Raw genomic sequence first — 25,132 nt, forward strand, 5'->3', positions numbered from 1 at the left:
GGGGGGCTTTTCACATGCAGATCGTGTCCCCCGCAGACCTCTCGGTAGTACGCGTCCGTACGCCCCATGAAGACGCTCCACCCCAGTGCGAGATCCTGCGAAACGGTCAGGCGTCCGTATGCCGGGTGCCGGGCGCTGTGCTGGAGATGGCCGCTCAGTGGCAGTCGTTTTACCTGTTGTTCACCACCGACGACACGCCGTTTGAAGAGCTGCTGCACATCCACCTGCTGGACGCTGATCTGCGCTTGCTGGATTCCGCGACGCTGGGCGGCATCTACGCGACGGGATCGTTCTCGCCGCTCGAGTCGGCTGAGCTGGACACATTCCGCTTCCGTTTCATCGGCGACACCGACTGGAGCGTTCAGGTACTCCCCGAGCCGGGCTTTCGTATTCCGCTGTGGTCGGAGCCCACAGGCGTGAGCCGCCCTGTAGGTTTCACCCGGCATTTCATCGTGCGTGGGCAGCCGCAGCCTGAGCACACCTGACACGGCCTCTACAGCACCAAGGGCACCTCTGCCGCCAGAAAGTCATACACCGCCCTGATCTTGCGGCTGGTGCGTATCTCGCGGTGCACTGTCAGCCAGATGGGCAGATCAGGAAGCGGCAGCTGGGGCAGCACGGCCACCACGTTCGGGTCGGTGCGGGCCATGTAGTTGCCCACAAAGCCAATGCCCAGCCCTGCGCGCACGGCCTCCCAATAGGCCATGAGGTCGTCGGTGCGGAACGCGAAGTGCTGGCGTTCCACGGGGTAGCCCATGGCGGCAAAGCCTTGCTGGATGTCTTCGTGCCGGTCGTTGCCCACCAGCTCGTGCTGCAGCAGGTCGGGCGGTTGGCGGGGCGTGCCCTTGCGGCGCAGGTAGTCGCGGTGGGCGTAGGCGCCCAGCGTGACGGCGCCGATGCGCTTGGCCACCAGGCTGGCCTGGTCGGGGCGCACCATGCGCAGCGCAATGTCGGCCTCGCGCCGCAGCAGGTTGGTGACCTGGTTGCTGGCCACCAGCTCCACCTGCACCTCGGGCAGCGCCTGGCGCATGCGCGCCAGCACGGGCGGCAGCAGCACACAGGCCACGGGTTGGCTGGCGGTGATGCGCACGGTGCCGGTCACGCCTTCCTCGGCGCCCGACACGCTGCGAGCCAGCTGGTGGGCGCCCATCTCCATAGCGCGGGCCGATTCGGCCAGCCGCAGCGCCGTGGCCGTGGGCAGCAGGCCACGCCCGGTGCGCTCGAACAGCACCACGCCCAGCTGCGATTCCAGTTCGGCAATGTGGCGGCCGATGGTGGGCTGGCTGGCGTTGAGTGCGCGTGCCGCGCCCAGCAGGCTGCCCTGGTCGAGCGCGGCCAGGAAGGACTGCACGAGGCTCCAGTCAAAGGTCTGGTTCATGGCGATAGCGTGCCTGCGAAAGGGCTACAGCGGGGTGGTTGGTGGTATTCATATTTGCATTGCTGGTATGAATGCTTAGCCAATTGTGTAACAGTTCCTGCGTTTTCACAATCGCTCTATCCCTTGTGAATGGAGCCCTGGCATGACCCCTCAACCCTTGCTTCCCACCGCTGGCGAGCAGCCGCCTACCGTGTTGATCCTGGGCGCTCGCGGCCGCCTGGGCCTGGCTGCCACCCGTGCGTTTGCACAGGCAGGCTGGCAGGTGCTGGCCCAGGTGCGGCCCGGCGCGCAGCGCGCCACCTTGCCTGCCATCGCCGGGGTGTGGTGGATGCCCGTGGCGGTCGACGACACCGCCGCGCTGGCTGCCCAGGCGCAAGGGGCGCAGGTGGTGGTGCATGCGCTCAACCCCGCCTACACCCACAAGGCCTGGCGCGAAGAGGCACCCGCATTGATGGAGGCGGCCATTGCCGTCAGCCGCCAGCTGCGCGCCACGCTGATGCTGCCGGGCAACGTCTACAACTTTGGCAAAACCATGCCGCCAGTGCTGCGCGAAGACACGCCCCAGGCCGCCACCGGTTTCAAGGGCCGCATGCGGGTGCAGCTGGAGCAGCGCCTGCAGGCCGCCACGCAAGCGGGCGAGATGCGCGCCGTGGTGCTGCGCGCCGGGGACTTCTTTGGCAGCGGCACCGGCAGCTGGATCGACCAGGCCATCGCCAAGGACCTGCCCCGGGGCCGCATCACCTGGCCCGGCCCGCTGGACGTGACCACGCCCTGGGCGTACCTGCCCGACCTGGCCCGCACGCTGGTGCGCGTGGCGCAGGAGCGGCACCGGCTGGCCGCCTTCGAGTGCCTGCACTTCGCGGGCCACCACGTCACCGCGCAGCAGTGGCTGCGCAGCTTCACGGCCATTGCGGCGGAGCAGGGCTGGCTGCCCGCAACGGGCGCGCTACGGGGGGGGAAGTTGCCTTGGCCCTTGCTGCGCTTGGCCGGCTTGGTGGCACCCACGTTCGCCGCGTTGGCGGACATGCGCTACCTGTGGAGCACGCCGCACCGGCTGGACAACACCCGCCTGCGCGCCCTGACCGGCGACGAAGTCCACACCCCGTTTGACCAGGCCGTGCGCCAGGCGCTGGCGGATCTAGGGCTGGTGGCCATTCACACGCCCCGCGCCGCGCTGGCCGGACCCCACCCACTTTGACCCTTTGGAGCACTCCCATGAACCGTCGCAACTTCATCCGCCTGGCCGGTGGCGGCACCATCGCCGCTGCCACGGCAGGCTCGCTGGCTGCCTGTGGCGCACTGGGCTCGCACTATCCCGCCGAGGCGGTGGAGGCCTGGAACGGCCCAGTGGGCGAGACCGACCTGCGCCGCCGCGCCGTGGCTTACGCCATCACCGCGCCCAACCCGCACAACCTGCAGCCCTGGCTGGTGGACCTGCGCGAGCAGAGCGTAATCACCCTGCGCACCGACCGCGAGCGCGTGCTGCCCCACACCGACCCGCTGGGCCGCCAGATCCTCATCGGCCACGGCGCGTTTCTGGAACTGCTGGTAATGGCGCTGGCCCATCAGGGCGTGGCCAGCCAGGTGCAACTGTGGCCACAGGGTGAGCTGCCCTTGGCGCCGAAAGACTGGGACGACCGCCCGGTGGCGCGCATCACGCTGCAGCCCGGTGGTCAGCCCGACCCACTGTTTGCCCACGTGCTGTTGCGCCGCACGCCCAAGACCGACTTCGACACCACTCGCCCCGTGGCGCCCGAGCTGCTGGCCCGCTTGCTGGCCAGCGCCCCAGCCTCCGGGCAGACCGCATTGCGCGTGGGCGGCACCGTGGCGGCAGACCAGTTGCCCGCATTGCGCACGCTGTGCTGGGAGTCCGCCCAGGTCGAGCTGCTCACGCCGCGCACCATGATGGAAAGCATCCACCTCACCCGCGTGGGCCCGGCGGAGATCCTACAGCACCGTGACGGCATCTCGATCAACTCGCCCTTTGTGCGCGCCGTGGCCGCGCTGGGCCTGTTCGATCGCACCCAGCCCCCGGCCGAAGGCAGCGCCGCCTACAAAAGCGCGATGGGGCGTTTTGAGGGCCACAGCAGCACGGCCATGGGGTTTGTGTGGATCACCGGGCCCAACACGCGCAGCGACCAGGTCCAGGCCGGGCGTGCGTATGTGCGTCTGCAGCTGCAGGCCACCGCGCTGGGCGTAGGCATACACCCCATGAGCCAGGCCCTGCAGGAGTTTGCCGAGATGGCGCCGCACTACGAACGGGTGCACCAGCTGGTGCTGGGCCAGCCCGCGCCGCGCACGCCGCACGATGCCACGGTGCAGATGTTCTGCCGCATGGGCTACGCACCCGACCCGGCGCCCGCCACGCCGCGCAGGGCGCTTGCGAAATTTGTACGGACGTGAGTTCGAGTCCGGCTGTCCTCTGCGCAGAGGGCTGATGCAGATCAACCTCCGGCTACAAGCTGGCGCGCTTTGCCGCTGCTTCACACGCCGTTCAGGTGGCGTTCATCGCAGTTTTCTACAGTTGCTGCATTGCAATAAATGGTGACTGGTGATGTGGAAGAAGGTTTTGGTGGGCGCCCTGGCGCTGGCAGGTGCGGCTTGGCTGATGGCACTGTGGGGGCCGCAGCCAGCGCCGCCTGCGTGGGGCGATGTCTGGTGGTGGCGCAACCAGCTGATCCTGCTCACCGGGGTGTCGGCCTGGGCGCTGATGTCGTTGATCATGGTGCTGGCCGTGCGCCCCGCGTGGTTGGAAAAGCCCTTGGACGGCCTGGACAAGAGCTACCGCCTGCACAAGTGGGCGGGCATCGGGGCCATCGTGCTGGCGCTGCTGCACTACGGGCTGCAGCTGTCGCGCAGCCTGCTGGCGGCCTGGGTGGGCCGTCCGGTGCGTGCGCCGCGGGCGGACTGGTGGCTCAACACCTTCCGCCACCTGGCTGAGGAGATGGGGGAATGGGCGGTGTGGTTCCTGGCGGCCATGCTGGTTATCACGCTGTGGCAGCGGTTTCCGTACCACGTCTGGCGCTACCTGCACAAGCTGCTGGCCGGGGTGTACCTGGTGCTGGCGTTTCATGCCGTGGTGCTGACGCCACCCGCCTGGTGGGCGCAGCCTGCGGGCGTGCTGGTGGGCCTGTGCACGCTGGTGGGGGTGTTGTGCGCCGTGCGCTCGCTGGTCGGGGCCATCGGGCGCAGCCGCCGCCATGCGGCCCACGTGGTGAGCGTGGCGCCTCAAGGGGCCCGCGTGCTGGAGGTGACCTGCCAGGTCAGCCCCGCCAGTGCCTGGCGGCATACGGCTGGGCAGTTTGCGTTTGTCACGTTTGGCAAGGCAGAAGGCGCGCACCCGTTCACCCTGCTCAATGCCGATCAGGGCGCCGGCATGCTGCGCTTTGCGATCAAGGCGCTGGGCGATCACACGGCACAGTTGCCTTTGCAAGTGCAGCCGGGCCAGCGGGTGAACATCGAGGGGCCGTATGGCTGCTTCGACTTCCGCAGCGATAGCGCCCCTGAACAGGTGTGGGTGGCTGCGGGCATTGGCGCCACGCCGTTCATGGCCTGGCTGGAGTCGCTACAGTCCACGCCCGCGCTGGCACCCCGGGTGCACCTGCACTACTGCGTGCGCCATACGGGCGAGGCCGTGTTTGCCGAGCGCATGGCCGCGCTGTGCGCCCGTCTGCCCAGCGTGGCGCTGGATATTCACTACAGCGACGATGCCGGGCCCGTGACGCCGGCAGTGCTCCTGGCAGGCACCAGCCCGGCGGCCAGTGTGTGGTTCTGCGGGCCGCAGGGTTTAGCCGAGGCGGTGCGGCAGGGTATGCAGCAGCTGGGGCGTTCGCCTGCGCGCTTTCACCAGGAGTTGTTCCAGATGCGTTGAGGGCAGAGGCCCTGCGCCTCTCCGTGGCCTAGCGTGTCGGGTGCTGGTCCGTGGGCACCAGATATTCCCGCACCAGGGCCCGCGCGCGGTGCAGGCGGCTTTTGGCGGCCTCGCGCGTCACACCCAGCCGCTGCGCCATTTCTTCGATGGTCAGTTCCTCGAAGTCGCGCAGCAGCAGGGCTTCGCGGTACAGGGGCGGCAGCGAGTCAATGGCCAGGGCCAGGTCGTGGCGCAGTTCGTGGTCGGGGCGGTGGGACCAGGCGAGGTTGTCCTCCACCTGCGCCAGCGGCTCGCCCTTGAGCCAGGCCAGCATGGGCCGCATGCACAGCCGTTGCACGATGCGCACCACCCAGCCGCCAAACGCCGCCACCTCGCGCAGTGCGCCCACGCGGCGGTAGACGATGATGAGGGCCTCCTGCACCACGTCGTCCGTCGCGGTGGTGGCCGCGCAGTGGCGCAGCGCATAGCGGCGGATGTCAGGACGGGTGAGGCGCAGCAGCTGCTCCATCGCATTCGCGTCACCGCTGCGCGCGGCGGGCAGCAGCTGGGCCACGGTGAGGGGCGGGGACGTTGCTGTCATGGGGCGCCGCTCACTCGACCGGCTTGCGGCCCACCATGGCGCAGGCGGGGCAGTAGCCGAACGCCCCGCTCAGGATGCTGCCCACGCCCGAGGCGGCCAGCACCAGGCCCAGGGGCGATGCGGCCAGCCACCACAGCCCGGCGGCAATGAGGGCGATCCCACCGACAACGCGCAGCAGGCTTTCGGGGCGGGTGATGTTCTTGCGGTACAGCATGGTGAAAAGCTCCTTGGTGGGGTGACGAAGGTGCCAGCACAGGGCGCCTTCACCACCAAGAGCCGCTGTTTGCGCAAAAGGATTCATGGGTTGAAAAAATTTTTGCCGTCCACCACCCATCACCCGAAATGGTCGAACGAGGCATAGCGGTTCTCCACCACGTGCCCCAGTGCATCCACCAACTGCAGGCCGGGCTCGGCCAGCACCGTGCCAATGCGGGTGACGGGCGTGCCGCTGGCTTGCGACGCGGCAGCCACGGCATCGCGCCGCGCGGGTGGGGCGGTGAAGGCCAGTTCGTAGTCGTCACCGCCAGCCAAGGTGCATTGGTGGAGCAGTTTGGCGTCGAATACGCCAGATGCGCTAGTCGAATATGCCTTTTCTGCTATCAAATCAGTAGTCAATGAGGTGTCGATGCGGGCCCCCACGCCAGAGGCCTTCAGGATGTGCGATAGGTCGCCCAGCAGGCCATCGCTCACATCCATCGCGCTGCTGACCACACCGCGCAAGGCAAGGCCCAGGGCCACGCGCGGGGTGGGGCGCTCCAGCCGCTGGCGCGCGCGGGCGAGCACCTCGGCGGGCAGGGTAATGTGGCCGAGCAGGGCCTCCAGCGCCAGCCGGGCGTCGCCCAGCGTGCCGCTCACATAGATGTCGTCGCCGTGCCGCGCACCGCTGCGCAGCAGGGCCTGGCCGGTGGGAACCTCGCCAAACACGGTGATGCAAATGTTGAGCGGGCCTTGCGTGGTATCGCCGCCCACCAGCTCGCAGCCATGCGTATCGGCCAGCGCCAGCAGCCCGCGCGAAAAACCTGCGAGCCACGCTTCATCCACCCGGGGCAGTGACAGGGCCAGGGTGAATGCGAGCGGCTTGGCGCCGCACGCCGCCAGGTCCGAAAGGTTCACGGCCAGCGCCTTGTGGCCCAGGGCTTCGGGGTCCACGTCGGCAAAGAAGTGGCGGCCTTCCACCAGCATGTCGCTGGAGACGGCCAGCTGCATGCCGGGTGCGGGCGCCAGCAGCGCGCAGTCGTCGCCCACACCCAGGGCCGCCTTGCGCACGGGGCGGGTGAAATAGCGGGTAATCAGGTCGAATTCACCCATGGCAGTGGTTGGTAATCCAGAAAAGGTCAAAAGGCGTCATGGGTATCCAGCACTGCTGGCTTGTGCAGAAAACCACGTCGCCCAGTGGTCGATGCAGGCCTGAATTTTGGGCAGCCGGTGCCTGCGCGTGAGGGTGATGGCGTGGATGGGCGTGGGCTGCAGGTCCACGCAGTCGGCCAGCACCGGCGCCAGCAGACCCTGGCGCACGAGGGGCTCGGCCACTACCGTGGCCAGTCGCGCAATGCCCAGGCCCTGCAACGCCAGCCGCGCGGTGATGGCGGTGCTGCCCGAGCGCCAGTGGCCCTCGGCCACCAGCACCTCGGGCACGCCATCAACCAAAAAGGGCCAGTGGTTCAGAAAGGCCACCGCGCTGTTGGTGATGAGCCGGTGCTGGCGCAGGTCGCCCGGCTGCTGCGGCACACTGCGGGCTTGCAGGTAGCCGGGCGTGGCGTACAACGCACGGGCCAGCGTGCCCAGTGGGCGCGCCACCACGGTGTCGGTCAGTGGCGGGCCGGTGCGGATGGCGATGTCGATGCCATCGCGCGCCATGTCAGCCATGCGGTCGTCCACCACCAGCTCCACGCGCAGCTGCGGGTGTTGCTGTTGCAGGCTGTCAATGCTGGGGATCAGCAGGTATTCAGCCACTACCGAACTGGAGGCCACGCGCACCCAGCCGCTGGGCTGGCTGCTTTGCTGGGCGAACTCGCCTTCGAGCTCGTCGAGTGCACCGGTGATGCGGCGGCAGTAGTCCAGAAAGGTCTGCCCCTCGGCTGTGAGCGTGAGGCCGTGCGTGCTGCGGTGGACCAGCCGCGCACCGCAGGATTGCTCGATGCGCGCCAGCGCGCGCGAGACCTGGCTCACCGAGGCATCGCGCTCGCGCGCCACGGCCGACAGCGAGCCCAGGTCGGCCACGCGGGCAAACAGGTGCATGTCTTCAAAGCGGATCTCGCGCATCGGGCAATGGTAACGGCGGGGTCTTGTGATGTCCTGCATCACTCCCTGCGGTCGGTGATAGCGCGGCCTCGGGCGGTCCGCTGCGTTGCTTTTTTTGCCAATAGCCCCGCTATGGGCTGCAAAAAGACGCCTTGCGGCCCCTCCCGATCCGCACTACCACCAACGCGCGAGCGTGATGCAGGACATGCCTTGCAGTCCGCGCAAAACGGTATTGCCCCGCGGGCCGTTTCCGCCGCGCCCTGTGCTGCTTACAGTGGCTCCACCCCGAAAGGAATGCCATGAGTCCGTATCTGCCTCCCGACTTGCACCCCGACGACTACCAGCGCCTGCGCGATGCCGCCAAGTGTCACGCTCTGCAGTTGCGCCAGGAGGCGATCCGCGAAGCCCATGCCTGGGTGGCCCGGGGGCTTGTGCGCCTGACCCGACGGGTTCTTCATGCAATGCGGATCCCATCCGCACCCTCCCACCTATCCACCCTGGAAGCGAATACGCCATGCCCACCCTTGTCCTGAAACTGACCCCGCTGCAAAACCCCGAGCGCTACCAGGCGCTGGCCCGTGCGCTGACGGACCATACGGTCCAGCTATTGGGCAAACGCCGCGAGGTGACGGCCGTGGTCATCGACGACCTGCCTGCCGCGCGCTGGCACATCGGCGGTGCGTCCGTGGCACAACCCACGGCCTTGCTGGAGATCAGCATCACCCAGGGCACGAACACCGAGGAAGAGAAGGCCGCTTTTATCGCCGCCGCGTTTGCCGAGCTGCAGCGCCAGCTGGCGGGTGATGGCGCGCTGGCTGCGGCCAGCTATGTGGTGGTGCGGGAGCTGCCCGCCAGCGACTGGGGCTATGGCGGGCGCACGCAGCAGGCGCGCAGATTGGTGCTGGCTGCATGAGCTGGCGAGTGCGTGAGGCGGCCGGCTCCAGGCGTGCAGATCAGGCCACCGCGCCGCGAAAGCGCTGTGCCGCCTGGCGGCTCACCTCGGCCAACAGTTGCTCTTCGCTCTGGCGCTGGCGCAGCCAGCGGGCATCGTTTTGCCCCGCCTCGACCTCGGTGCGCAGCATGTGCATGGCGCTCGACGCACCCTGCACAGCCGCATGGCCTGCGATCTTGTCCATGGTGCGCAGGATGTGCTCGCGCAGCGGCATGTGGTCGCCCGTGGCCGGGTCCACGTACACCGCGTCCATGCCAAAGCGACAGGCCTGGAAGCGGTTGTAGGTGTAGACGAGGTAGTCGTCCTCTTCGGGCATGAAGGGCTGGTCGGCCAGGAACCACGCGCCCAGCGACTGCACGTAGCCCGCCAAGGCCGCAGCGCGCTCGATGGTCAGCGGCGTGTCGAACACGCGGATCTCGATGGTGCCGAACTCGGGCTTGGGGCGGATGTCCCAGTAGAAGTCCTTCATGCTCTTGACCACGCCCGTGCGGGTCATCTTGTTGAAATAGGTGGTGAAGTCGTCCCAGGTCAGCGCCATCGGGGCGCGGCCTGACAGGGGGAATGCAAACACCGAGTTGAGCCGGGCCGAGTCAAACGCCGTGTCCTGCCCCTGCACGTACGGGCTGGACGCCGACAGCGCAATGAAGTGCGGGATGTAGCGCGACATGCGGTGCAGCATCAGCAGCGCGGCATCGGCATCGGGGCAGCCAATGTGCACGTGCTGGCCGAAGATGGTGAACTGCTTGGACAGGTAGCCGTACAGCTCGGACAGCTCGCGAAAGCGTGGCTTGTCGTAGATGCGGCGCTCGTGCCACTGCTGGAAAGGGTGGGTGCCACCGCCCACCACGGCGATGTTGAGCTTGTCGGCGCTTTTGACCAGCGCATCGCGGATGGGGGTGAGCTGGCCCAGCACCTCGCTGGCCGAGTGGCAGATGCCGGTGGAGATTTCGATCATGCTGTTCGTCATCTCGGGCACCACGCTGCCGGGCAGCGGGGTTTTCTTCATGAGGCGCAGCATGTCCTCGGCATAGGGCGCGAGGTCGTAGTCGTTGGTGTTGACCAGCTGCAGCTCCAGCTCGACGCCCAGCGTCAGCGGCTCGGAATGGTTGAAGGCTTCAAGACTCACGGTGGTTCTCTCCATTGTTGCTGCGCGTCAGGGGCGCCCAGGGTTTGGAGCTTTCGCCCGCACGGTAAATGGCCACGGTGGCAATGACGGCGCCGAACACTTCCATCAGCAAGATGGCAGGCAGGGCCACGCCCGCAATCACATGGCCGGTGGAAGGGGATGCGAGCACGAACTGCGAGGCAATCAGCAGGGCGATGGAGGACATGGGCGTCATCGCGCAGCCCACCCACAGGGCTTGCTTCCAGCTGGCGCCGCTGCCCACATTGCCCAATGCCACGCCCAGCGCCTTGGCCAACAGGCGCACGGCAATCAGGGCCAGCACCACACCGGCCACGGGGGCGCTCCAGTCGGCCTGCGCCGCCACGGTGGAGACCAGCACAAACATCAGCATGGTGAGCAGTGACGAGGCATTGCCCAGTTGGCGTGGCCAGGCCCAGGGGCGGGGGTTGAGCTGCTTGAGCATCATGCCGCCCAGCAAGGCGGCCAGGGGGGCGGAGCCGCCCATGTGCGCCGCCACCGCTGTGCCTGCTGCCACCAGCGCCAGGAACAGCATGGAGGTGTTTTCGCTCGTGGGGCTCATGAAGCGCAGCGCGAGGCGCAGTACCAGAGACAACGCGGCGGCGACCAGAATGGACACGCCCAGCACCACCACCACGGGCGAGATGGTTTCGAGCAGGGTGAGGCTCTGGCGGTTGATGAGTTCTGCCTTGGCACTGCCCAACGTCAGCGCGTAGAGCGTGGAGAGTGTGGTGAGCACGATGGCGCGCTCCGTCACCGGGCCCGCAGCGCGGGTGTCGGCCACCACGCGGGTCAGCACTGCAGGCGATGCAGCCAGCGCCACCAGCGCCAGCGGACCTGCCGCCTGGGGCGGCAACTGTAGCCACACCAGCACCCAGTACACGGCAAAGTAGGTCAGCACCGATTCGGCAATGCTCTGCACCAGCACCATGGGGTTGTGGCGGAACCAGCGTAGCGGAATGCGGCCGCCGCATTCAAACAGCACGATGGCCACCCCCAGCTCCAGCAGGAACAGGCCAATGCCCTGCAGCGGCCAGACCGCGCCGCTGAAGCCGGCCAGGCCCGCTGCCGTGCCGACGAGCGAATAACCCACGACCTTGGGCAGGCCCGTGTGGCGCTGGGTGAGATAACCCGCCATGGCGGCCACCGCCAGCAGCAGTGACCATTGCACCGTGGGCAGCCCGGCCGACGGGCGCAGCCACTGCGCCCAAAAGCTCAGGATTTCATTCATGTCATCAGACCTCTGCGTCAGACGGGCGGAGCCCGTCGCTGTGGAGACTCCGGCACAAGGGCCGTCCGCAGGCGGGACGGTGTGGGCCGGAGCGTTGGTCCCCCGAATTTACAGGCGGAAACACTCCGCCCTTGTAGGACAGAGACGGCGGTTGGCGCGTCAACCCTGTGCCGGTGTGGGCACCGGGCTGTGCCGCTCGGGCACAAAAAAGCTCAAGGGTGCAGTGCGAAGTCGGGCGCGGATGGCGGCATAGATGCGTGCGCGGTCCACACCGCTCACGTTCTGCGCGCGCAGCGCCAGGCTGAAGGCCAGGTAGAAGCTCACCGACACGTTCAACGCACCCAGGAAAGGCAGCGAGGCCATGGCCCACCAGAACGCGGGCAGCTGCAGCACCTGCAGCCCCAGTGTGGCGCTGGCGGCCGCCATCTGCCCGGTGGACAGGGTGACGTGACGCACATCCAGGCCCAGCCCGAAGAACGCAGCAAACGCGGGTACCAGGCCGAGCATGAAGCCCAGCGAGATGTTGGCCGCAAAGCCCGACAGGTTCTCGCGCAGGAAGCGCGCCCAGCGCGCAGCGCGCTCGGCCCCCAGCAGCCCGGTGATGCGCGGGTTGTAGTGCAGGGCCGAGTCCATGCGGTGCAGCACAAACCAGTTCTCCGTCCAGCCGGCGATGATGCTGGACGCGAACAGCAGCACCCCGGTGAACGCGGCAAAGAACAGCGACGGCCCCAGCAGGTGCAGGGACTCGAACACATGCTCTGCCTGCTTCGCGCTGATGGCCGGGTGGCCGGTGGCCAGTGCAATCAACGCGGCCAGCCCCAGCACTGCCGGGAACACCACCAGCACGTTGCCCAGCACCGCGGCGACCTGCGAGCGCACCAGGTGCGTGATCTCGTCCACGAACGACTCGATGGCGTCGCCGGAGCCCAGCTCCTTGAGCTTGGCCGCCATGGCGGGCGCGGTCATCGCCGGTTGTTTGGTGGCCACCGTGAAGTGCAGCAACTGGATCAGCACAAAGCTCACGGCATAGTTGATGCCGGCCATGAAACCGCCCCAGAAGGCCGAGAGCGCCAGCGCATACAGGCCAAACTTGATCAGGGTGGTGAAGGCCATCAGCGCCCCGCCCCCCGCCGCCTTGCGCAGCATGGAACGGTATTCGGCGCTGGTGCGGGTGATGTAGTGCTCGCCTGTTTCGGCGCTGCGCTCGGCCACCTTGGCCGCGAGCAGGGAGGAGTTGGAGGCCAGCAGCGCGCGCAGGCTGCGCCGCTCCTGCCCCACCATCACCAGCTGTGCCATGAGCTGCGCCGCAGTGACGGCGGGCTGCGCGGACAGCAGGCAGTCGAGCAGCACGCGCACGCGCAAGATGCGCTCGCGCAACTGGCGCAGGCGAAAGACCAGGCCCACCGAGATGCCGTTGTCCTCGAAGTGGGTGTACACCGTGGCGGCTGCGGCACGGCACGACTCCAGCCGCTCGCGCAGGCGTTGGGCGGTTTCGTTGAGCCGGTCGGGAGTGCGCAGGGCGTGCAGCACCTCCACGCGCAGGCTTTCCACATCGCGGATGAGCGCATGGAAGGGCTGTGCGTCGCGCGCGGATTCGCTCATACGCAGCCGGAGTTCGGGTGCAAAACCGGTCGAAAGAATCTGCCCTGCACAGTAGGTGATGGCATCGAGCAGCGCCCGGTGCCAGCGCGTGGCGCCGCCAGCGCGCTCGTCGGCGTTGTCCTGGGCCAGCAGCATCACCAGGCGATTCAGGGTGGCTTCATCCAGTGCGGCCAGCCATTGCGCGTCGAACGCGCTGGGCAAGGCCAGCATGAACAGTTCGGACGCATCGATGGTCTCGGGGCTGCCGGGCAACAGCTTGGTGCGCAGGCGCTCGGCGATCTCGCTCACCAGGGCGGTGCGGGGCGCAAAGCCAAAGTCTGCGAGCAATGTGGTGATGTCCACCTGGTCCACCAGCGTCGCCCACCAGGCACGCAGCCGCACCTGAATATCGGGGCGCGCTGCAACCGCCTCCACGAACAGCTGCACCCGCCCCACAGCGGCAGGGACGGAATCCAGCTTGCCGCGCACCCAGTTCAGCAGGTAGACCAGCCACAGATGGCGATGGGCCAGATCGGCGGTGGGGTCCAGTGCGGCCAGCAGGTCGGCGAGGTCTTTGGGCTCGGCGGAATTTTTCATGGTCGGACTGCCCTCAGCAGCAAAGCAGCTCCTCCAATGGGAAGCGGCCCCACGGAAGGGTGAGCGTGGGGGCTGTGGGAATGGTTCTTCAATGCAGCACCCGGCCACTCAGGGGTTCGCCCGATGGGCCGTGGCTGATCGCCTCCAGCACAAACAGGGGCACGGGCGTGTCAAACGGCTCGCCGTCCTCGGCCACACAATGGAAGGTGCCGTGCATGGTGCCGCTGGATGTACGCAGGCGGCAGCCGCTGGTGTACTGGAACGACTCCCCGGGCTTGAGCAGGGGCTGCTGTCCCACCACGCCCAGGCCCTTGACCTCTTCGGTGTGGCCGCGCGCGTCACTGATGATCCAGTGCCGCGAGATCAGCTGGCCGGGTGCATCGCCCGCATTGGTGATGGTGATGGTGTACGCGAAGCTGAACACCCCCGTGTCCGGCGCAGACTGCTCGGGCAGGTATTCGGGCAGCACTTCCACGTCAAACTGGTACTTTGGCATGGGCCGCATGGTAACCGTGCCGCCCTGCGTGTGGGCCACTGCCGGGCGCCAAAAACCCCAGGGGTTCTGCGCTTTGCGACAATCGGGGGATGAGCCGCACATTCCGAATCGCCCCCTCCATCCTCTCTGCCGACTTTGCCCGCCTGGGCGAAGAAGTGCGCAATGTCATTGCCGCTGGCGCCGACTGGATCCATTTCGACGTGATGGACAACCATTACGTGCCCAACTTGACGTTTGGCCCCATGGTCTGCCAGGCCTTGAAGCCTCACGCCAAAACGCCTGCGGGTGCGGCCGTGCCGATTGACGTGCACCTGATGATCCAGCCGGTGGACGCTCTGGCCGCTGCGTTTGCCGACGCGGGGGCGGACTACATCAGCTTTCACCCCGATGCCTCGGGCCACGTGCACCGCAGCATCCAGGCCATCCGTTCCAAGGGCGTCAAACCCGGCCTGGTGTTCAACCCGGCTGAGCCTCTGGCTGTGCTGGACTGGGTGATCGACGACATCGACCTCATCCTGATCATGAGCGTGAACCCTGGCTTTGGCGGCCAGAGCTTCATCGACTCTGCACTGCGCAAGATCGAAGCCGTGCGCAAGCGCATCGATGCCTCGGGCAAGGACATCCGCCTGGAGGTGGATGGCGGCATCAAGACCGACAACATCCGCCGTGTGGCCGACGCGGGGGCTGACACCTTTGTGGCGGGCAGCGCGATTTTTGGCAAGCCCGACTACAAGGGTGTGATCGACGCCATGCGCACGCAACTGGGCTGATCACGCGCCCAGGGTGCTTGCTTACTGCGGCACCACGGTGGTGGTGACGGACTCTCGCAGCACACCGCCTGCGGATACCGATCCGCTGGCGGGGCCCTGTACACGGCGCACGCACTCGGCCTGCTCGTCGGCATTCTGAAAGGCGGAGCAACGCTGCGTGGCGTTGTCAGCTGCCTGTGGCCCCGGGTTGCTGAGCTGGCCCTTGCGTGCTGCGTCCTGGGCGGCTCCCGCCTCGCGCAGGCAGGTGGCGAGCGAATCCTGGGTATTGTTGGTCATGCATTTCTGACGCTCCTGCTCGTAGCGTGCGTGGGCATCTGCGGCGGGCGATGGCTGTGCCATGGCCAGGGTACTGGCGGTGAACAAAGCGCTGGCCAGTGCCAAAGACAGCGGTGCGGAGGGCAAAAAGCCGGGACGTTTCATGGGAAGGACTCCTTGTTGTGGTCATTGCCCGAAGGCGTGATCGCAGCGTAGCGCTCCACCCTACAACGCCTTGTCGGACGGCGCGCAGCCTCCCTGTCCGCCTGGGGTGTGTTTTTCTGCGCCCCGCGTCAGCCCAGCCGCTGGAAGGTGAGCACGAATGCCACACCCCCCTCGGTGTTGCGGGCGTTGATAGTGCCGCCCATCTTGGCCATGTAGGTCTTGGCCACGAACAGCCCCTGGCCCCGGTGTTCGCCTTCGCCCAACGGGGTGGGGCTGCTGGGGTCGGACACACCCAGTTCAAAAATCCGCTCGAGCAGGTCTTCGGCAATCGTCGATCCCTGGTTGTGCAGCGTGGCACTGGCGGTGGATTCTGATGCTGTGAGCGTCAGTGTGATCGGGCTGCCTGCGGGGCGGTAGCGGTCGGCATTGCGCAAGATATGGGTCACCACGTCTTCGAGTGCAAACTCGTCGGCGCGCACGATCACCGGGCTTGAGTTGTTCGAACCCGGGGCGTACACCACATCCAGAATGCCCGCAAAGTGTGCGTTGTTGGCCACGTTGCGCAAGAAGGCGTCCAGGTCCAGCCGCCCCTCGGGCACATCGGCGGCCTGCAGCGCCTCGGCGGGCGATGCCGTGCCGTAGAGCACGTGGATGGCTTGCTGCATGCGCTGCACGTAGCGGTGGCCGGGGTCTTGCGGGCCGTTCAGCGCCATCAGCGACTGCAGGGGCGACATGATCTCGTGCCCCACGGCGTGCCACATGTCGCGTTCTTGCTGGGCGCGCAGTTGTTCGCGTTGCAGGTCGTCCTTCACGCGCTGCAGCAGGTCAGCCAGGCCCCCGGCCAGAATGCCCAGCTCGTCCGAGCCTCGCAGGTCCGACACATCCAGGTCACCCAGCCGGGGCCCGGTGTGGCCGGGCTGCACGTTGTATGACACCGCAGCGGCGCGGCGGGTGAGGGCTGTCACGCGGCGGATCAGGCCGACCTCCACCACCAACCAGGCCAGCGCAATGGCGCCCAGCATGGCGCCCAGGTACCACGACAGGCGCGTGGCCACGGCGGCCAGGCCTTGCTCCACCCCGCGCAGATGGCCGGTGAAGTTCACCACGTAGTTGCCGGTCGGCGTGTCCAGAATGTCCAGGCCTGTGGGGGCCTCTGGTGGCGTAGCTGCCGGGCCCACGCCTGCTGCCTCCAGCGGCAGCCAGCGGATCAGCCGCAGCAGCCAGGGCGCTGAGGGCTCGGCCTGCACCTCGACGCCCTTGAGGGTGAGGGCACTGGCCTCGTCGCTGCCCATTTTGCGGATCTGCACCCGTTCGCCCGGCAGCAGGCTGCGCGAGAGGTCGCCCAGCGATGCGGCCAATTGCGCACCGGGCGCGTTGCTGTCAAACAGCGGCCTGGCGTCTTCGCCCGGCGCCAGCATCTCGACCCGCACACGCATTTGCCCCAGATCCTCGGGCGGCCAGACCAGGGGCTCGTCCTTGCGAAACAGCGCTTCGCGGAACAGCTCGACGGGCAGGCGGATCGAGTAGTGGGTGCGGCGCAGGCAGTCCGTCGCTGAAGCCTCGCCAGTGAGGGCGCCAGCAGAGGTGCCAGTGGAGGCTTGGTTGGTGGGCTTAGGCGGCAGATCGCGGCACTGGCCGTTTTGCCACAGCCAGCCGCGAAAGTCGCGCACGGGCCGTGCACGCGCGTCGAGCTGCGGCGCGCCGTTGTCCACAAATCCCGTCAGGCGCCCGCGCACGGCAGCGCTTCCCTGCGCGGGCATGGCCTCGTACGGCGCAATCCAGCGGTAGGTGGCGCCGCGCATGTCCAGGCTGATGCGCGCACGGTGCGCCTCGGCAGGCACCAGCGCACCGCGCTCGCGGGGCGTCAGCTCGCCCGCATAAAAGCTGCCCACCAGGTAAATGAAACCGCCCGCATAGGGGTTGTTACCAATCGCTGCGCACACCGAGGCCCCGTCGGGGTACTGCACCGAGCAGCCCGCCATCTCCACCGCCTGCTGCGATTTTTGCGGGTCGTCAAAGTCGATGGCTGCGTAGGGCAGCAGCAGCGGTGCCAGCGGCGTCACGCCCTGGCCCAGGTGGCTGGCGTTGAGCAGCGCCAACTGGCCCGAGGGGTGGCGCAGCCGCGCCATGACCTCGGCCTGGCTGCGCACAAAGCCGTGCTGGTAGGCCTGCCAGGCGCGCTCCTTTTCGTCTTTGAGCACCACCACGCTCAGCGCCACCGTGGCCAGGGCCAGCAGCACAAACACGCCGCGCACCAAGATGCGCAGGCGGAATGCGGGCAGGCCTAGGCGGGGCATTTCCAGGCGTGATATTTCAAGTGCGGGGTGCAGTAGGCGTTTCACTCCATTCCTCTCGCGTGAAAGTACCGTTCAGGGCGGCCAAAGCTGGCGCTGCCCAGGCCAGGGCTGCCGCGCAAGGGCCGCCCCGCCGCGCTGGCGGCGTCCCCCTGCCCGCATTGCGCAGCAATGCGAGAGCGGGGGGAAGGCCCGCAGGGCCTCAGGGGGGTGTTCACCTTCCCGTCCAGCGGAAGCCGCGCATGGGCACGTTTTCTATTCCCTCAAACCCAGGATCGACTTCACGCAGCGCTTCGCGGATGGTGCTCACATGCTTGCGCACGTTGTCGCGGTTGCGGCCGCTTTTCACCACCTCAAACAGTTCGTCGTACGACACCACTTCGCCGCTGCGCTGGTGCAGCGTGGCCAGGATGCGCTGGGCCGTCAGGGGCAGGTTGATGCGCTCGCCGCGCCAGGTGGGGGTGCGTTGCCACAGCGGGTCCAGCACCAGTGCGTCGCCCACGGGGGCAGGGGCTGCGCTGACCGGGGCCTGCGCCTGCGTGGTACGCAGGATGTCGAGAAAGGTCTCGATGAAATCGGCCTCTTCAAACGTGGTTTTCTGCAGGTAGTCCCACGCATCGAGCGCCTTCATGATGCTGCGGTAAATGGCCGCCGGCATGGCCGATACCACCAGCACCGGCGTGCCCTGGCGCAGCTTGTTGATGGCGTTGATGAGGGCCACGCCCGCATGGCGCTCGCGGCCCAGTTCGATGTCCAGCACCACCGCGTCGTAGTGCTCGCGTGCCAGCGCGGCCTCGGCCTCGTCGCGGGTGAACCACTGGTCGATGACGATGCCGCTCTTGGCGCTGCGTATCCACCCGGCCAACTGGTTGCTGGTGGGCAGGTCGTCTTCGATCACGGCAATGCGGGTCATAGGCAGGGCGGGCAGTAAGGGTTGGGCGGATTATCCCGGCGGCCCGCGCCGGGCGGTGTGAGTTTTTCTTCCGGGGGCGGAAGGTTCGTGCGCGCGGTGTGAGCGCATTGGGGGCTGCGCTGCGTTGTTGCTTCCGGGGCGGATCCGAACAATCGGTCCTCAATGAGCCAGCCACTTTGGCCGCTCAGAACCGACAACAACACCGAACCAATCTGAGAGAGAAACACCATGAAAGCCACCTGGAATCGAATCGTGCAGACCCTGAAGGGCCGTCGCTCCACCCCCTTGCCCGAAGCGGGCACGGAACCCGTGTTGGACGCTGATCTGCAAGGCATCCCCCCCACAGCGGGCCCCGCGTCGGCCGCCCCGTTGAATTGGGCCTACCTGCTGCCCACGGCCCGCACCGTACGCTGGCTGGCCGCTGGCGCCGTGGTCGCCGCAGCGGGCCTGATGGTGTACCGCAACCCGCCCGTGCAACACCTGGCGCAAGGTGACCTGGGTGTGCGCCTGAACCAGTTCACCGGCGCGGTGAGCCTGTGGCGCGATGGCAGCGTGTGGGTGGTGCCCGGCCTGCACACAGTGCGCGTGTTCTCTCTGCGCGATCAGAGCTACCGCCCCGAAGCCATGCGCCAGGCCACAGGCAGCGCGCCGCTGCAGTCGGTGGAAGGCCTGTCGCTGGGGCTGGATTTGAGCGTGCGCTATGCGCTGGACCCCAACTCACCCGCCGTCAAGGCCGGCAACCTGCCCGACAACGTGGGCGCCGACATCGTCGAGCCCGCCGTGCAAGGCCTGGTCTATAAGGTGTTTGCCCGCTACACAGTGCGTGAAATCTTCTCGTCCAAGCGTGCCGAGATCGCGCAGATCATCGAAACGGAGCTGCGCACCCGTCTGGCGGCTGATGGCGTCACGCTGCGCAGCCTGCAGATTGGCAAGGTGGATTTACCCGCCGAGTACCGCCGGGGCATGGATAGCCTGCTGGCCGAAGAGCTGGCCTCCGAAAAAATGCGCTACACGCTGGAGCTGAAAGACAAGCGCGTGAAGGAAACCGAGCTGGACGCCAACGCCGACAAGGTGCGCCGCGAAGTGGCCGCCGAAGCCGCCGCCCGCGAGCAGGTCATCGCCGCGAAGGCCCAAGAAGAGGCCATGAAGCATGTGCTGCCCTTCAAGCAGCGCCAGATCGAGCAGCGCCAGCTGGAAGCCGAAGCCGAACGCGTGGCCCGCGTCAAAGCGGCCGAAGGCGCCGCCCAGGCCCGCCGCATCGAAGCCAATGGTGAGGCCGACGCCCGCCAGAAGCTGGCCGAAGCCGAGGCTTACCGCATGGACCGCGTGGGCAAGGTGAATGCCGAGCAGATGGCCCGCGAAGGCGCGCTGGTGACCAAGCACCCGCTGCTCATCCAGAAGACGCTGGCCGACAAGCTCTCGGACAAGATCCAGGTCATCATCGCGCCCCCGCCCACCAATGGCGACTTCATCGGCGCCGCGCTGCTGGGCGGCAACCGAAACGCCCAGGCCGGTGCAGCGCAGGCTGCGGCCGTGGCCGACGACGCCACCACCACACAAGCCGTGGAGCAGTGAACATGAACGCCACCCTCGCCACTTTGCTGGCCGCCGTCGCCAGCGCCGCAGTGACCGTGGCGGCCGAGGCCGCCCCTGTACCCGCACCAGTACCCGCAACCAATGCCCAGGGCAGCGCCATCGTCGTGCAAGACCAGGCCAGCCTGCGCGCCGCCCCGCGCGACGGCGCCCAGCAGCAGGCCAGCCTGTGGCAGGGCGAAGTGCTCGAAGTGCGCGGCGAGCGCCTCGACTACCTGCAGGTGTGGGACCACAAGCGCGAGCGCGGTGGCTTCATCCGCGCCAGCGATGTGCGCCGCGTGGCCCTGACCGAGGCCGAAGGCCCCGCGCTGCTGGCCGTCATGCGCTTTGTGCAAGACACGCCCGGCGCAGAGGCGTTGGGCATTGGCCTGACGGCCGCCTACCTGCAAGCCGCGCCCGCCAAGGCTTTGGCTGGCGCGGAGGGCTCGCAGGCCTTTGATGCGCTGGGCACCTTTGCCGACCGGCTGGCCCGCCGCGCCTCGGTGGCCGTGCCGGGCAAGGCCTCGGGCGCCACGCTGTCGGCGCACCTGGATGTAGCCAACGGCTACGGCGTGCGCTTTGCCACCTACGAGGTCGAAGGCCGCATGCAGGTCTGCTACGAGGGCGAGGCGTTTCGCCGCCTGCTGGCCATGCCCGTGGCCGATGCCGAGCAGCGCGCCCGCGCCGCCCTGGCCTTGACCCGCCCCGAGTGCATCAACCCCGACCTGCCTGCGCACGAGCGTGCCAAGGTCACCACCTGGCAGGCCGACGTGCTGGAGCGCGTGGAGGTGGCCAACCTGCCCGGCTACCTGCGCAACCGCTTGCAAATGCGCCGCGCCAGCGTGTGGGGTGCTGCCGCCTTTCAGCTGGCGCGCAAGAACGCTGCCGACCCACCGGTGGCCGCTGCCGCTGCTCGCGCATTGACTGAACTCAGCGGCGTGAGCAAGGCCGAACTGCCGGACGAAGACCAGGCCGCCTACAACGACGCCGCCATGCGCGTGAGCGCTGTGCGCTGGGCCTTGGTGCCTGCTACGGCCCCGGTGGCGGCTGCGGGCAACCGCCCCACATTGCTGACCGAACCCGGCGCCCCCGGCGAAACCTGCGTGCTGCTGGTGGACGCACAGCACAGCGCCAAGGCCCCGCTACTCCGCCGCTGCACCTATGGCGTGGTATGGGCCGCATCGGCCAGCACCAACCGCGAAGGCACGGCCGTGGCCCTGGCTGTGCAACCCATGGAAGGCTGGCGCGAGCTGTGGGTGCTGCGCAAAACCGAAGGCGGCTGGCTGGCCGACGTGCTGCCGCCGGCCGCCACCACCCCCGAGACCGGCGTGGCCGAATGGGCGGGCTGGGTGCCCGGCGGCCAGCAAATGCTGGTGGCCCGCGAAGCCCGGGGCCAGGGCCGTTACCGCAAGAGCTTTGAGGTGGTGCGGCTGGAGGGTTTAACCACCGAACGCGTGACGGGCGATGTGGCAGCGCTGCCCCTGTTCCAGCGCTGGCAAGACCCGGCATGGAAGCGCGAAACGCTGAGCTTGCGTTGAACGAAGCAAGCTAGGTCGGGGGAGGATTTGGCGGGGTCCGTAAACTTGGCCCCGTCTTTCTCACTGAATGCCTGCTTCATGCCCGCTGCCGTTACGCCTTCGCTGTCCACCTTGCTCACCCGTGTGGACGCCGCCATCATCGACCTGGACGGAACCATGGTGGACACCATGGGTGATTTCAACGAGGCCCTGAACCGCATGCTGCGTGAGCTGGAGCTGCCGTCGATTGCAGCCCAGACGATCGAGCACATGGTGGGCAAGGGGTCGGAGCATCTGTTGCGCTCAGTGCTGAATCACGTCCTGGCGCATGTCAATCAAGCCTCTATTGCTACGGAAATTGAAGCGCTCTATCCGTCGGCATGGGCCAGCTACCAGCGCCACTACCTCGCCATCAATGGCCAGTACGCGGGGGTGTATGACGGTGTGAAGGCGGGGCTGCAGGCTTTGCAAGCCCGTGGCCTGCGGCTGGCGTGCCTGACCAACAAGCCCCGGGACTTTGCGCTGCCCCTGCTGCAGTCCAAGGGCCTTGACGGGTATTTCGAGAATGTCTTCGGTGGCGACTCGTTCGAGCGCAAAAAGCCCGACCCGTTGCCATTGCTCAAGACCTGCGAAGCCTTGGGTACCGACCCCGCGCGCACGCTCATGGTGGGCGACTCCAGCAACGATGCGCAGGCTGCACGGGCGGCCGGGTGCCCTGTCGTGCTGGTCACCTACGGCTACAACCACGGCCAGCCCGTGCGGGCCGTGGACGCCGATGGTTTTGTGGATTCGCTGGCCCAGCTGACCTGAGCCTGCCGGTTCGGTCCGCGGGGCGCTGGCGTTCAGGCGGTCAGCTGGCGCGGCGCCACGTTGCGGTAGTCCAGACGCGACGCTGTGGGGGCACTGCTGCGCACTGGGGCGGGCGCGGAGCTGTTGTGGCGCGTGGCGTTGTCCGAAAGGCGGAACACTGCCACGGCATCCACCAGCTGGCCGGCCTGGGTTTTGAGGCTGTCGGCGGCTGCGGCGCTTTGTTCCACCAGGGCGGCGTTTTGCTGCGTGGCCTGGTCCATCTGCGTGATGGCTTCGCCGACTTGTGAGACGCCCTGGCTCTGTTCGCTGCTGGCAGCGCTGATTTCGCCCATGATGTCAGTCACGCGGCGGATGGCGCTGACCACCTCGGTCATGGTAGCACCGGCCTTGTCCACCAGGGCTGTGCCGCGCTCCACGCGCTCCACGCTGGTGCCAATCAGGCCCTTGATCTCTTTGGCGGCTTCGGCGCTGCGTTGCGCCAAGCTGCGCACCTCGCCCGCCACCACGGCAAAGCCCCGGCCCTGCTCGCCGGCACGGGCAGCCTCCACAGCGGCGTTCAGCGCCAGGATGTTGGTCTGGAAGGCGATCCCGTCGATCACGCTGATGATGTCGGCGATCTTGCGGCTGCTGTCGTTGATGCCCTTCATGGTGTCCACCACCTCGGCCACCACGTCGCCGCCCTGCTGGGCGACGGTGGATGCGCTCATGGCCAGCTGGTTGGCGGTGCGGGCGTTGTCGGCGTTCTGGCGCACGGTGGAGCCCAGCTCTTCCATGGAGGCGGCGGTTTCTTCCAGTGCGCTGGCCTGCTGTTCGGTGCGGGCGCTCAGGTCGTTATTGCCCGATGCAATCTCGGCACTGGCCGTGGCCACGCCCTCAGCGCTGTAGCGCACGTTGCCGACGATGGTGGCCAGACGTGATTGCATGGTGGACAGTGCCTGGAGCAGCTGGCCGGTTTCATCGTTGCCACTGGCGGTGATGGGGTGGGTCAGGTCGCCATCGGCAATGCTTTCGGCGGCTTGCTGGCCTTGCTGCAAGGGGCGGACGATGGAGCGCGTGACGGTCAGGCCCATCAGCGCGCCCAGCGCAACGGCCACCAGCGTGCCCACCCCCAGTAGCACCTGGCTGGCTTTGGCCAGGGTGGAGGTGTCGGCCTGGCTTTCGGCCAGCTGGGCGGCCATGGTCTTGCGCAGGTCGTCCAGGGACTGGAGGTACTTGTCGGCCAGCGGGCGCAGGTCCTTGTCCACCAGGGCGGGCACGTTGGGCTCACCGCCGCGATGCAGTTCCCGGATTTCGTTGAGCTTGTCGTTGTAGGCCTGACGGGCCGTGGCAATCGCAGCCAAAAGGCCCTTGGCCTTGTCACCTTGCACCAGCCCCTCAATGCGCTTGACCTTGGCTTCCATGCCCTTGGCCGTTGCCTGCGTGTCTGCGGTGAGCTTGTCCATGTAGTCGCGGTCGATGGCCTTGAGAAACGCTTCGGTACGCACCCAGTTCAGGCGGATGTCCGACGCCCAGTCTTCCACCAGGGTCTGCTGCTCGATCTCCTGCGTGGCGACGCGCTCACTGGCACTTTGCAGGCTGGCGATGCGCCACATTCCGGTGGCCGCGATGAGGGCTGTGATGAGCAAAATGGCGCCGAAGGATGCGCTCAGGCGCAAGCCGACGGAAAGGTTGCTGAGTTTCATGGTGGTGTCTGGCGCGAAGGAGGGCAGGGATCACAAGGGGCGTTACAGACGGCTCGTTGCGGGGCGCGGGTAGCGCATAAAACTCGGTTCAGGCCGTGGCCTCGGGCGCTGCGGGTGTGCGCAGCGGGAGGCCGGTTGTCGCGTCGTCGGAAGTCTCAAAAAGATGGGAAATGGCTGTGGCGAAATAAGTAAGAGGCAGGCTACTCCCGGGTAGAGGGCGCGTCTGTCGGACGCGCGACAACTGGGGCCGGGAGAGCGTGGGTGTTTGCCCTAGGGCAAACAGAGCCTTTTAGGACGGGGATTGGGCGGTCTTGCCCAGCAAGGCGTCCTTGAGCTTCCAGTCCGCTGGCGCGTTGCCCAGCCAGATACCCAGCAACGCGTTGAAGAACTCGGGCTCCTTGAAAGGCTCACCCTGCGGCTTGCCCTTGACGGTGATGATGGTGCCGGTCCCGGGAATCCAGTCGATCTGGAACTGGTCGCCCGCCACCAGCTTCTTGTGGTCCGAGAAGATCTGGCTCATGCGCAGCACGCCCGGGATGAGCTTGGAGAACGCAGCGCGGTCCATGTTGTCCTCCATGCCCCGCGAGAACAGCTTGCCCAGCTCGGTGGAGTCGATGTCGCGCAGCATGGTGATGCTCATGCGCTTGGGGCCTTTCTGGGCCATGACGTCGGCAGGTGTGCCGGCTTTCTTTTCAAGATACAGCCCTGCCGTGTACACCTTGAAAACCGCCTTGTAGCGCACCCCGGCGCCATTGAGCTGCAGGGTGCTGCCGCTCACGCTGGCGGTTTCTTCGTATTTCACGTCGGCCACGGTCATGGGCTGGGCAACGGCGCTGGCTGCCAGCAGGCATGCACCGGCCATCACAGCCCATCGCGTCAGGAATTTCATGCGCAGCTCCTAAAAAAGAACGGTCGTTCGTTTCAAATTGTTGCAGCGCTCCCTTCGGGCCGCAACAGGGTTTTCGAGCGGTTGTGCGATCTCGCTGTGAGGACGGTCAAATCGGCCCGCCAAAAAAGCTTTGCTACACTTTGGCCCATGTTCATTCACCACGTGTTCATCACAGGTTGCAGCGACCGGGGAGC

Annotated in this window: 23 protein-coding genes; 9 read left to right on the forward strand and 14 right to left on the reverse strand. The window is 67.3% G+C overall.

Annotated elements, in window-relative coordinates; translation table 11 throughout:
• Positions 1 to 14 precede the first annotated feature (14 nt).
• Positions 15 to 485: a hypothetical protein gene (locus tag DNK89_RS21375; protein WP_110961752.1), complete on the forward strand. Its 471-nt coding sequence runs from the start codon at positions 15 to 17 to the stop codon at positions 483 to 485.
• 8 nt (positions 486 to 493) lie between these two features.
• Here DNK89_RS21375 and DNK89_RS21380 read toward each other — a convergent pair whose 3' ends face one another.
• A complete protein-coding gene (locus DNK89_RS21380; RefSeq protein WP_015016075.1) occupies positions 494 to 1,378 on the reverse strand; it encodes a LysR family transcriptional regulator in 885 nt (294 codons plus the stop codon).
• Between the two features lie 142 nt (positions 1,379 to 1,520).
• Here DNK89_RS21380 and DNK89_RS21385 point away from each other — a divergent pair, with 142 nt between their 5' ends.
• The 3 genes from DNK89_RS21385 (at position 1,521) to DNK89_RS21395 (ending at position 5,249) form a co-directional block, all read left to right on the forward strand.
• Complete coding sequence (locus tag DNK89_RS21385) at positions 1,521 to 2,576, forward strand: NAD-dependent epimerase/dehydratase family protein (RefSeq protein WP_110961753.1); 1,056 nt, start codon at positions 1,521 to 1,523, stop codon at positions 2,574 to 2,576.
• A gap of 17 nt (positions 2,577 to 2,593) precedes the next feature.
• Entirely contained in the window at positions 2,594 to 3,781 is a 1,188-nt protein-coding gene (locus DNK89_RS21390) for a twin-arginine translocation pathway signal protein (RefSeq protein WP_110961754.1), read from the forward strand.
• 151 nt (positions 3,782 to 3,932) lie between these two features.
• Positions 3,933 to 5,249 (forward strand): ferric reductase-like transmembrane domain-containing protein, encoded by a 1,317-nt coding sequence (locus DNK89_RS21395; protein ID WP_110961755.1) that lies wholly within the window; start codon positions 3,933 to 3,935, stop codon positions 5,247 to 5,249.
• A gap of 28 nt (positions 5,250 to 5,277) precedes the next feature.
• Here the strand turns inward: DNK89_RS21395 and DNK89_RS21400 are convergent, their stop codons facing one another.
• From DNK89_RS21400 to DNK89_RS21415, 4 genes are all read right to left on the reverse strand, one after another.
• Complete coding sequence (locus DNK89_RS21400; RefSeq protein ID WP_110961756.1) at positions 5,278 to 5,829, reverse strand: RNA polymerase sigma factor; 552 nt, start codon at positions 5,827 to 5,829, stop codon at positions 5,278 to 5,280.
• 10 nt (positions 5,830 to 5,839) lie between these two features.
• Positions 5,840 to 6,043 (reverse strand): DUF2892 domain-containing protein, encoded by a 204-nt coding sequence (locus DNK89_RS21405; protein WP_110961891.1) that lies wholly within the window; start codon positions 6,041 to 6,043, stop codon positions 5,840 to 5,842.
• A 119-nt stretch (positions 6,044 to 6,162) separates the two neighbouring features.
• Positions 6,163 to 7,137, reverse strand: a complete 975-nt coding sequence (thiL, locus tag DNK89_RS21410; RefSeq protein WP_110961757.1) for a thiamine-phosphate kinase — start codon at positions 7,135 to 7,137, stop codon at positions 6,163 to 6,165.
• A gap of 36 nt (positions 7,138 to 7,173) precedes the next feature.
• A complete protein-coding gene (locus DNK89_RS21415; RefSeq protein WP_110961758.1) occupies positions 7,174 to 8,091 on the reverse strand; it encodes a LysR family transcriptional regulator in 918 nt (305 codons plus the stop codon).
• Positions 8,092 to 8,584: 493 nt separating this feature from the next.
• On the opposite strand from DNK89_RS21415, the gene DNK89_RS24425 reads away from it, so the two are divergent.
• Complete coding sequence (locus tag DNK89_RS24425) at positions 8,585 to 8,983, forward strand: tautomerase family protein (RefSeq protein WP_161958967.1); 399 nt, start codon at positions 8,585 to 8,587, stop codon at positions 8,981 to 8,983.
• A 40-nt stretch (positions 8,984 to 9,023) separates the two neighbouring features.
• Here DNK89_RS24425 and DNK89_RS21425 read toward each other — a convergent pair whose 3' ends face one another.
• From DNK89_RS21425 to apaG, 4 genes are all read right to left on the reverse strand, one after another.
• Entirely contained in the window at positions 9,024 to 10,148 is a 1,125-nt protein-coding gene (locus DNK89_RS21425; protein ID WP_110961760.1) for a YbdK family carboxylate-amine ligase, read from the reverse strand.
• A complete protein-coding gene (locus DNK89_RS21430) occupies positions 10,138 to 11,397 on the reverse strand; it encodes a cation:proton antiporter (protein ID WP_110961761.1) in 1,260 nt (419 codons plus the stop codon). The genes DNK89_RS21425 and DNK89_RS21430 overlap by 11 nt, the downstream gene beginning before the upstream one ends.
• A 159-nt stretch (positions 11,398 to 11,556) precedes the next feature.
• Entirely contained in the window at positions 11,557 to 13,575 is a 2,019-nt protein-coding gene (locus DNK89_RS21435; RefSeq protein WP_110961762.1) for a site-specific recombinase, read from the reverse strand.
• An 88-nt stretch (positions 13,576 to 13,663) separates the two neighbouring features.
• Entirely contained in the window at positions 13,664 to 14,071 is a 408-nt protein-coding gene (apaG, locus tag DNK89_RS21440) for a Co2+/Mg2+ efflux protein ApaG (protein ID WP_015016065.1), read from the reverse strand.
• A gap of 89 nt (positions 14,072 to 14,160) precedes the next feature.
• Between apaG and rpe the strand changes: the two genes are divergently transcribed.
• Positions 14,161 to 14,841 (forward strand): ribulose-phosphate 3-epimerase, encoded by a 681-nt coding sequence (gene rpe, locus DNK89_RS21445; protein WP_110961763.1) that lies wholly within the window; start codon positions 14,161 to 14,163, stop codon positions 14,839 to 14,841.
• A 21-nt stretch (positions 14,842 to 14,862) separates the two neighbouring features.
• Here the strand turns inward: rpe and DNK89_RS21450 are convergent, their stop codons facing one another.
• The 3 genes from DNK89_RS21450 to DNK89_RS21460 form a co-directional block, all read right to left on the reverse strand.
• Positions 14,863 to 15,261, reverse strand: a complete 399-nt coding sequence (locus DNK89_RS21450; RefSeq protein WP_110961764.1) for a hypothetical protein — start codon at positions 15,259 to 15,261, stop codon at positions 14,863 to 14,865.
• 128 nt (positions 15,262 to 15,389) lie between these two features.
• Positions 15,390 to 17,558 carry a HAMP domain-containing sensor histidine kinase gene (locus tag DNK89_RS21455; RefSeq protein ID WP_238990890.1) on the reverse strand — a complete coding sequence of 723 codons (2,169 nt, stop codon included), beginning with the start codon at positions 17,556 to 17,558 and terminating at the stop codon, positions 15,390 to 15,392.
• Between the two features lie 211 nt (positions 17,559 to 17,769).
• Positions 17,770 to 18,468, reverse strand: coding sequence for a response regulator transcription factor (locus tag DNK89_RS21460; protein WP_110961766.1), 699 nt, complete (start codon positions 18,466 to 18,468; stop codon positions 17,770 to 17,772).
• A gap of 228 nt (positions 18,469 to 18,696) precedes the next feature.
• On the opposite strand from DNK89_RS21460, the gene DNK89_RS21465 reads away from it, so the two are divergent.
• From DNK89_RS21465 to DNK89_RS21475, 3 genes are all read left to right on the forward strand, one after another.
• Positions 18,697 to 20,043, forward strand: coding sequence for an SPFH domain-containing protein (locus tag DNK89_RS21465; RefSeq protein WP_110961767.1), 1,347 nt, complete (start codon positions 18,697 to 18,699; stop codon positions 20,041 to 20,043).
• Positions 20,044 to 20,045: 2 nt separating this feature from the next.
• Complete coding sequence (locus DNK89_RS21470; RefSeq protein WP_238990891.1) at positions 20,046 to 21,578, forward strand: hypothetical protein; 1,533 nt, start codon at positions 20,046 to 20,048, stop codon at positions 21,576 to 21,578.
• A 78-nt stretch (positions 21,579 to 21,656) separates the two neighbouring features.
• Positions 21,657 to 22,367: a phosphoglycolate phosphatase gene (locus DNK89_RS21475; RefSeq protein ID WP_110961768.1), complete on the forward strand. Its 711-nt coding sequence runs from the start codon at positions 21,657 to 21,659 to the stop codon at positions 22,365 to 22,367.
• Positions 22,368 to 22,399: 32 nt separating this feature from the next.
• Here DNK89_RS21475 and DNK89_RS21480 read toward each other — a convergent pair whose 3' ends face one another.
• Positions 22,400 to 24,049, reverse strand: coding sequence for a methyl-accepting chemotaxis protein (locus DNK89_RS21480; protein WP_110961769.1), 1,650 nt, complete (start codon positions 24,047 to 24,049; stop codon positions 22,400 to 22,402).
• A 289-nt stretch (positions 24,050 to 24,338) separates the two neighbouring features.
• A complete protein-coding gene (locus DNK89_RS21485) occupies positions 24,339 to 24,938 on the reverse strand; it encodes a chalcone isomerase family protein (protein ID WP_060986298.1) in 600 nt (199 codons plus the stop codon).
• Positions 24,939 to 25,132: the final 194 nt, after the last annotated feature.

It is taken from the genome of Acidovorax sp. ST3 (genome assembly GCF_003231145.1).
Classification (GTDB): Bacteria; Pseudomonadota; Gammaproteobacteria; order Burkholderiales; family Burkholderiaceae_C; genus Acidovorax.

Excerpts from the sequence above, each read along its gene's own strand:
- DNK89_RS21375 (WP_110961752.1), top strand. The coding sequence starts at position 15 with ATGCAGATCGTGTCCCCCGCAGACCTCTCGGTAGTACGCGTCCGTACG.
- DNK89_RS21380 (WP_015016075.1), bottom strand. The coding sequence starts at position 1,378 with ATGAACCAGACCTTTGACTGGAGCCTCGTGCAGTCCTTCCTGGCCGCG.
- DNK89_RS21385 (WP_110961753.1), top strand. The coding sequence starts at position 1,521 with ATGACCCCTCAACCCTTGCTTCCCACCGCTGGCGAGCAGCCGCCTACC.
- DNK89_RS21390 (WP_110961754.1), top strand. The coding sequence starts at position 2,594 with ATGAACCGTCGCAACTTCATCCGCCTGGCCGGTGGCGGCACCATCGCC.
- DNK89_RS21395 (WP_110961755.1), top strand. The coding sequence starts at position 3,933 with ATGTGGAAGAAGGTTTTGGTGGGCGCCCTGGCGCTGGCAGGTGCGGCT.
- DNK89_RS21400 (WP_110961756.1), bottom strand. The coding sequence starts at position 5,829 with ATGACAGCAACGTCCCCGCCCCTCACCGTGGCCCAGCTGCTGCCCGCC.
- DNK89_RS21405 (WP_110961891.1), bottom strand. The coding sequence starts at position 6,043 with ATGCTGTACCGCAAGAACATCACCCGCCCCGAAAGCCTGCTGCGCGTT.
- thiL (WP_110961757.1), bottom strand. The coding sequence starts at position 7,137 with ATGGGTGAATTCGACCTGATTACCCGCTATTTCACCCGCCCCGTGCGC.
- DNK89_RS21415 (WP_110961758.1), bottom strand. The coding sequence starts at position 8,091 with ATGCGCGAGATCCGCTTTGAAGACATGCACCTGTTTGCCCGCGTGGCC.
- DNK89_RS24425 (WP_161958967.1), top strand. The coding sequence starts at position 8,585 with ATGCCCACCCTTGTCCTGAAACTGACCCCGCTGCAAAACCCCGAGCGC.
- DNK89_RS21430 (WP_110961761.1), bottom strand. The coding sequence starts at position 11,397 with ATGAATGAAATCCTGAGCTTTTGGGCGCAGTGGCTGCGCCCGTCGGCC.
- DNK89_RS21435 (WP_110961762.1), bottom strand. The coding sequence starts at position 13,575 with ATGAAAAATTCCGCCGAGCCCAAAGACCTCGCCGACCTGCTGGCCGCA.
- apaG (WP_015016065.1), bottom strand. The coding sequence starts at position 14,071 with ATGCCAAAGTACCAGTTTGACGTGGAAGTGCTGCCCGAATACCTGCCC.
- rpe (WP_110961763.1), top strand. The coding sequence starts at position 14,161 with ATGAGCCGCACATTCCGAATCGCCCCCTCCATCCTCTCTGCCGACTTT.
- DNK89_RS21450 (WP_110961764.1), bottom strand. The coding sequence starts at position 15,261 with ATGAAACGTCCCGGCTTTTTGCCCTCCGCACCGCTGTCTTTGGCACTG.
- DNK89_RS21455 (WP_238990890.1), bottom strand. The coding sequence starts at position 17,558 with ATGCCCCGCCTAGGCCTGCCCGCATTCCGCCTGCGCATCTTGGTGCGC.
- DNK89_RS21460 (WP_110961766.1), bottom strand. The coding sequence starts at position 18,468 with ATGACCCGCATTGCCGTGATCGAAGACGACCTGCCCACCAGCAACCAG.
- DNK89_RS21465 (WP_110961767.1), top strand. The coding sequence starts at position 18,697 with ATGAAAGCCACCTGGAATCGAATCGTGCAGACCCTGAAGGGCCGTCGC.
- DNK89_RS21470 (WP_238990891.1), top strand. The coding sequence starts at position 20,046 with ATGAACGCCACCCTCGCCACTTTGCTGGCCGCCGTCGCCAGCGCCGCA.
- DNK89_RS21475 (WP_110961768.1), top strand. The coding sequence starts at position 21,657 with ATGCCCGCTGCCGTTACGCCTTCGCTGTCCACCTTGCTCACCCGTGTG.
- DNK89_RS21480 (WP_110961769.1), bottom strand. The coding sequence starts at position 24,049 with ATGAAACTCAGCAACCTTTCCGTCGGCTTGCGCCTGAGCGCATCCTTC.
- DNK89_RS21485 (WP_060986298.1), bottom strand. The coding sequence starts at position 24,938 with ATGAAATTCCTGACGCGATGGGCTGTGATGGCCGGTGCATGCCTGCTG.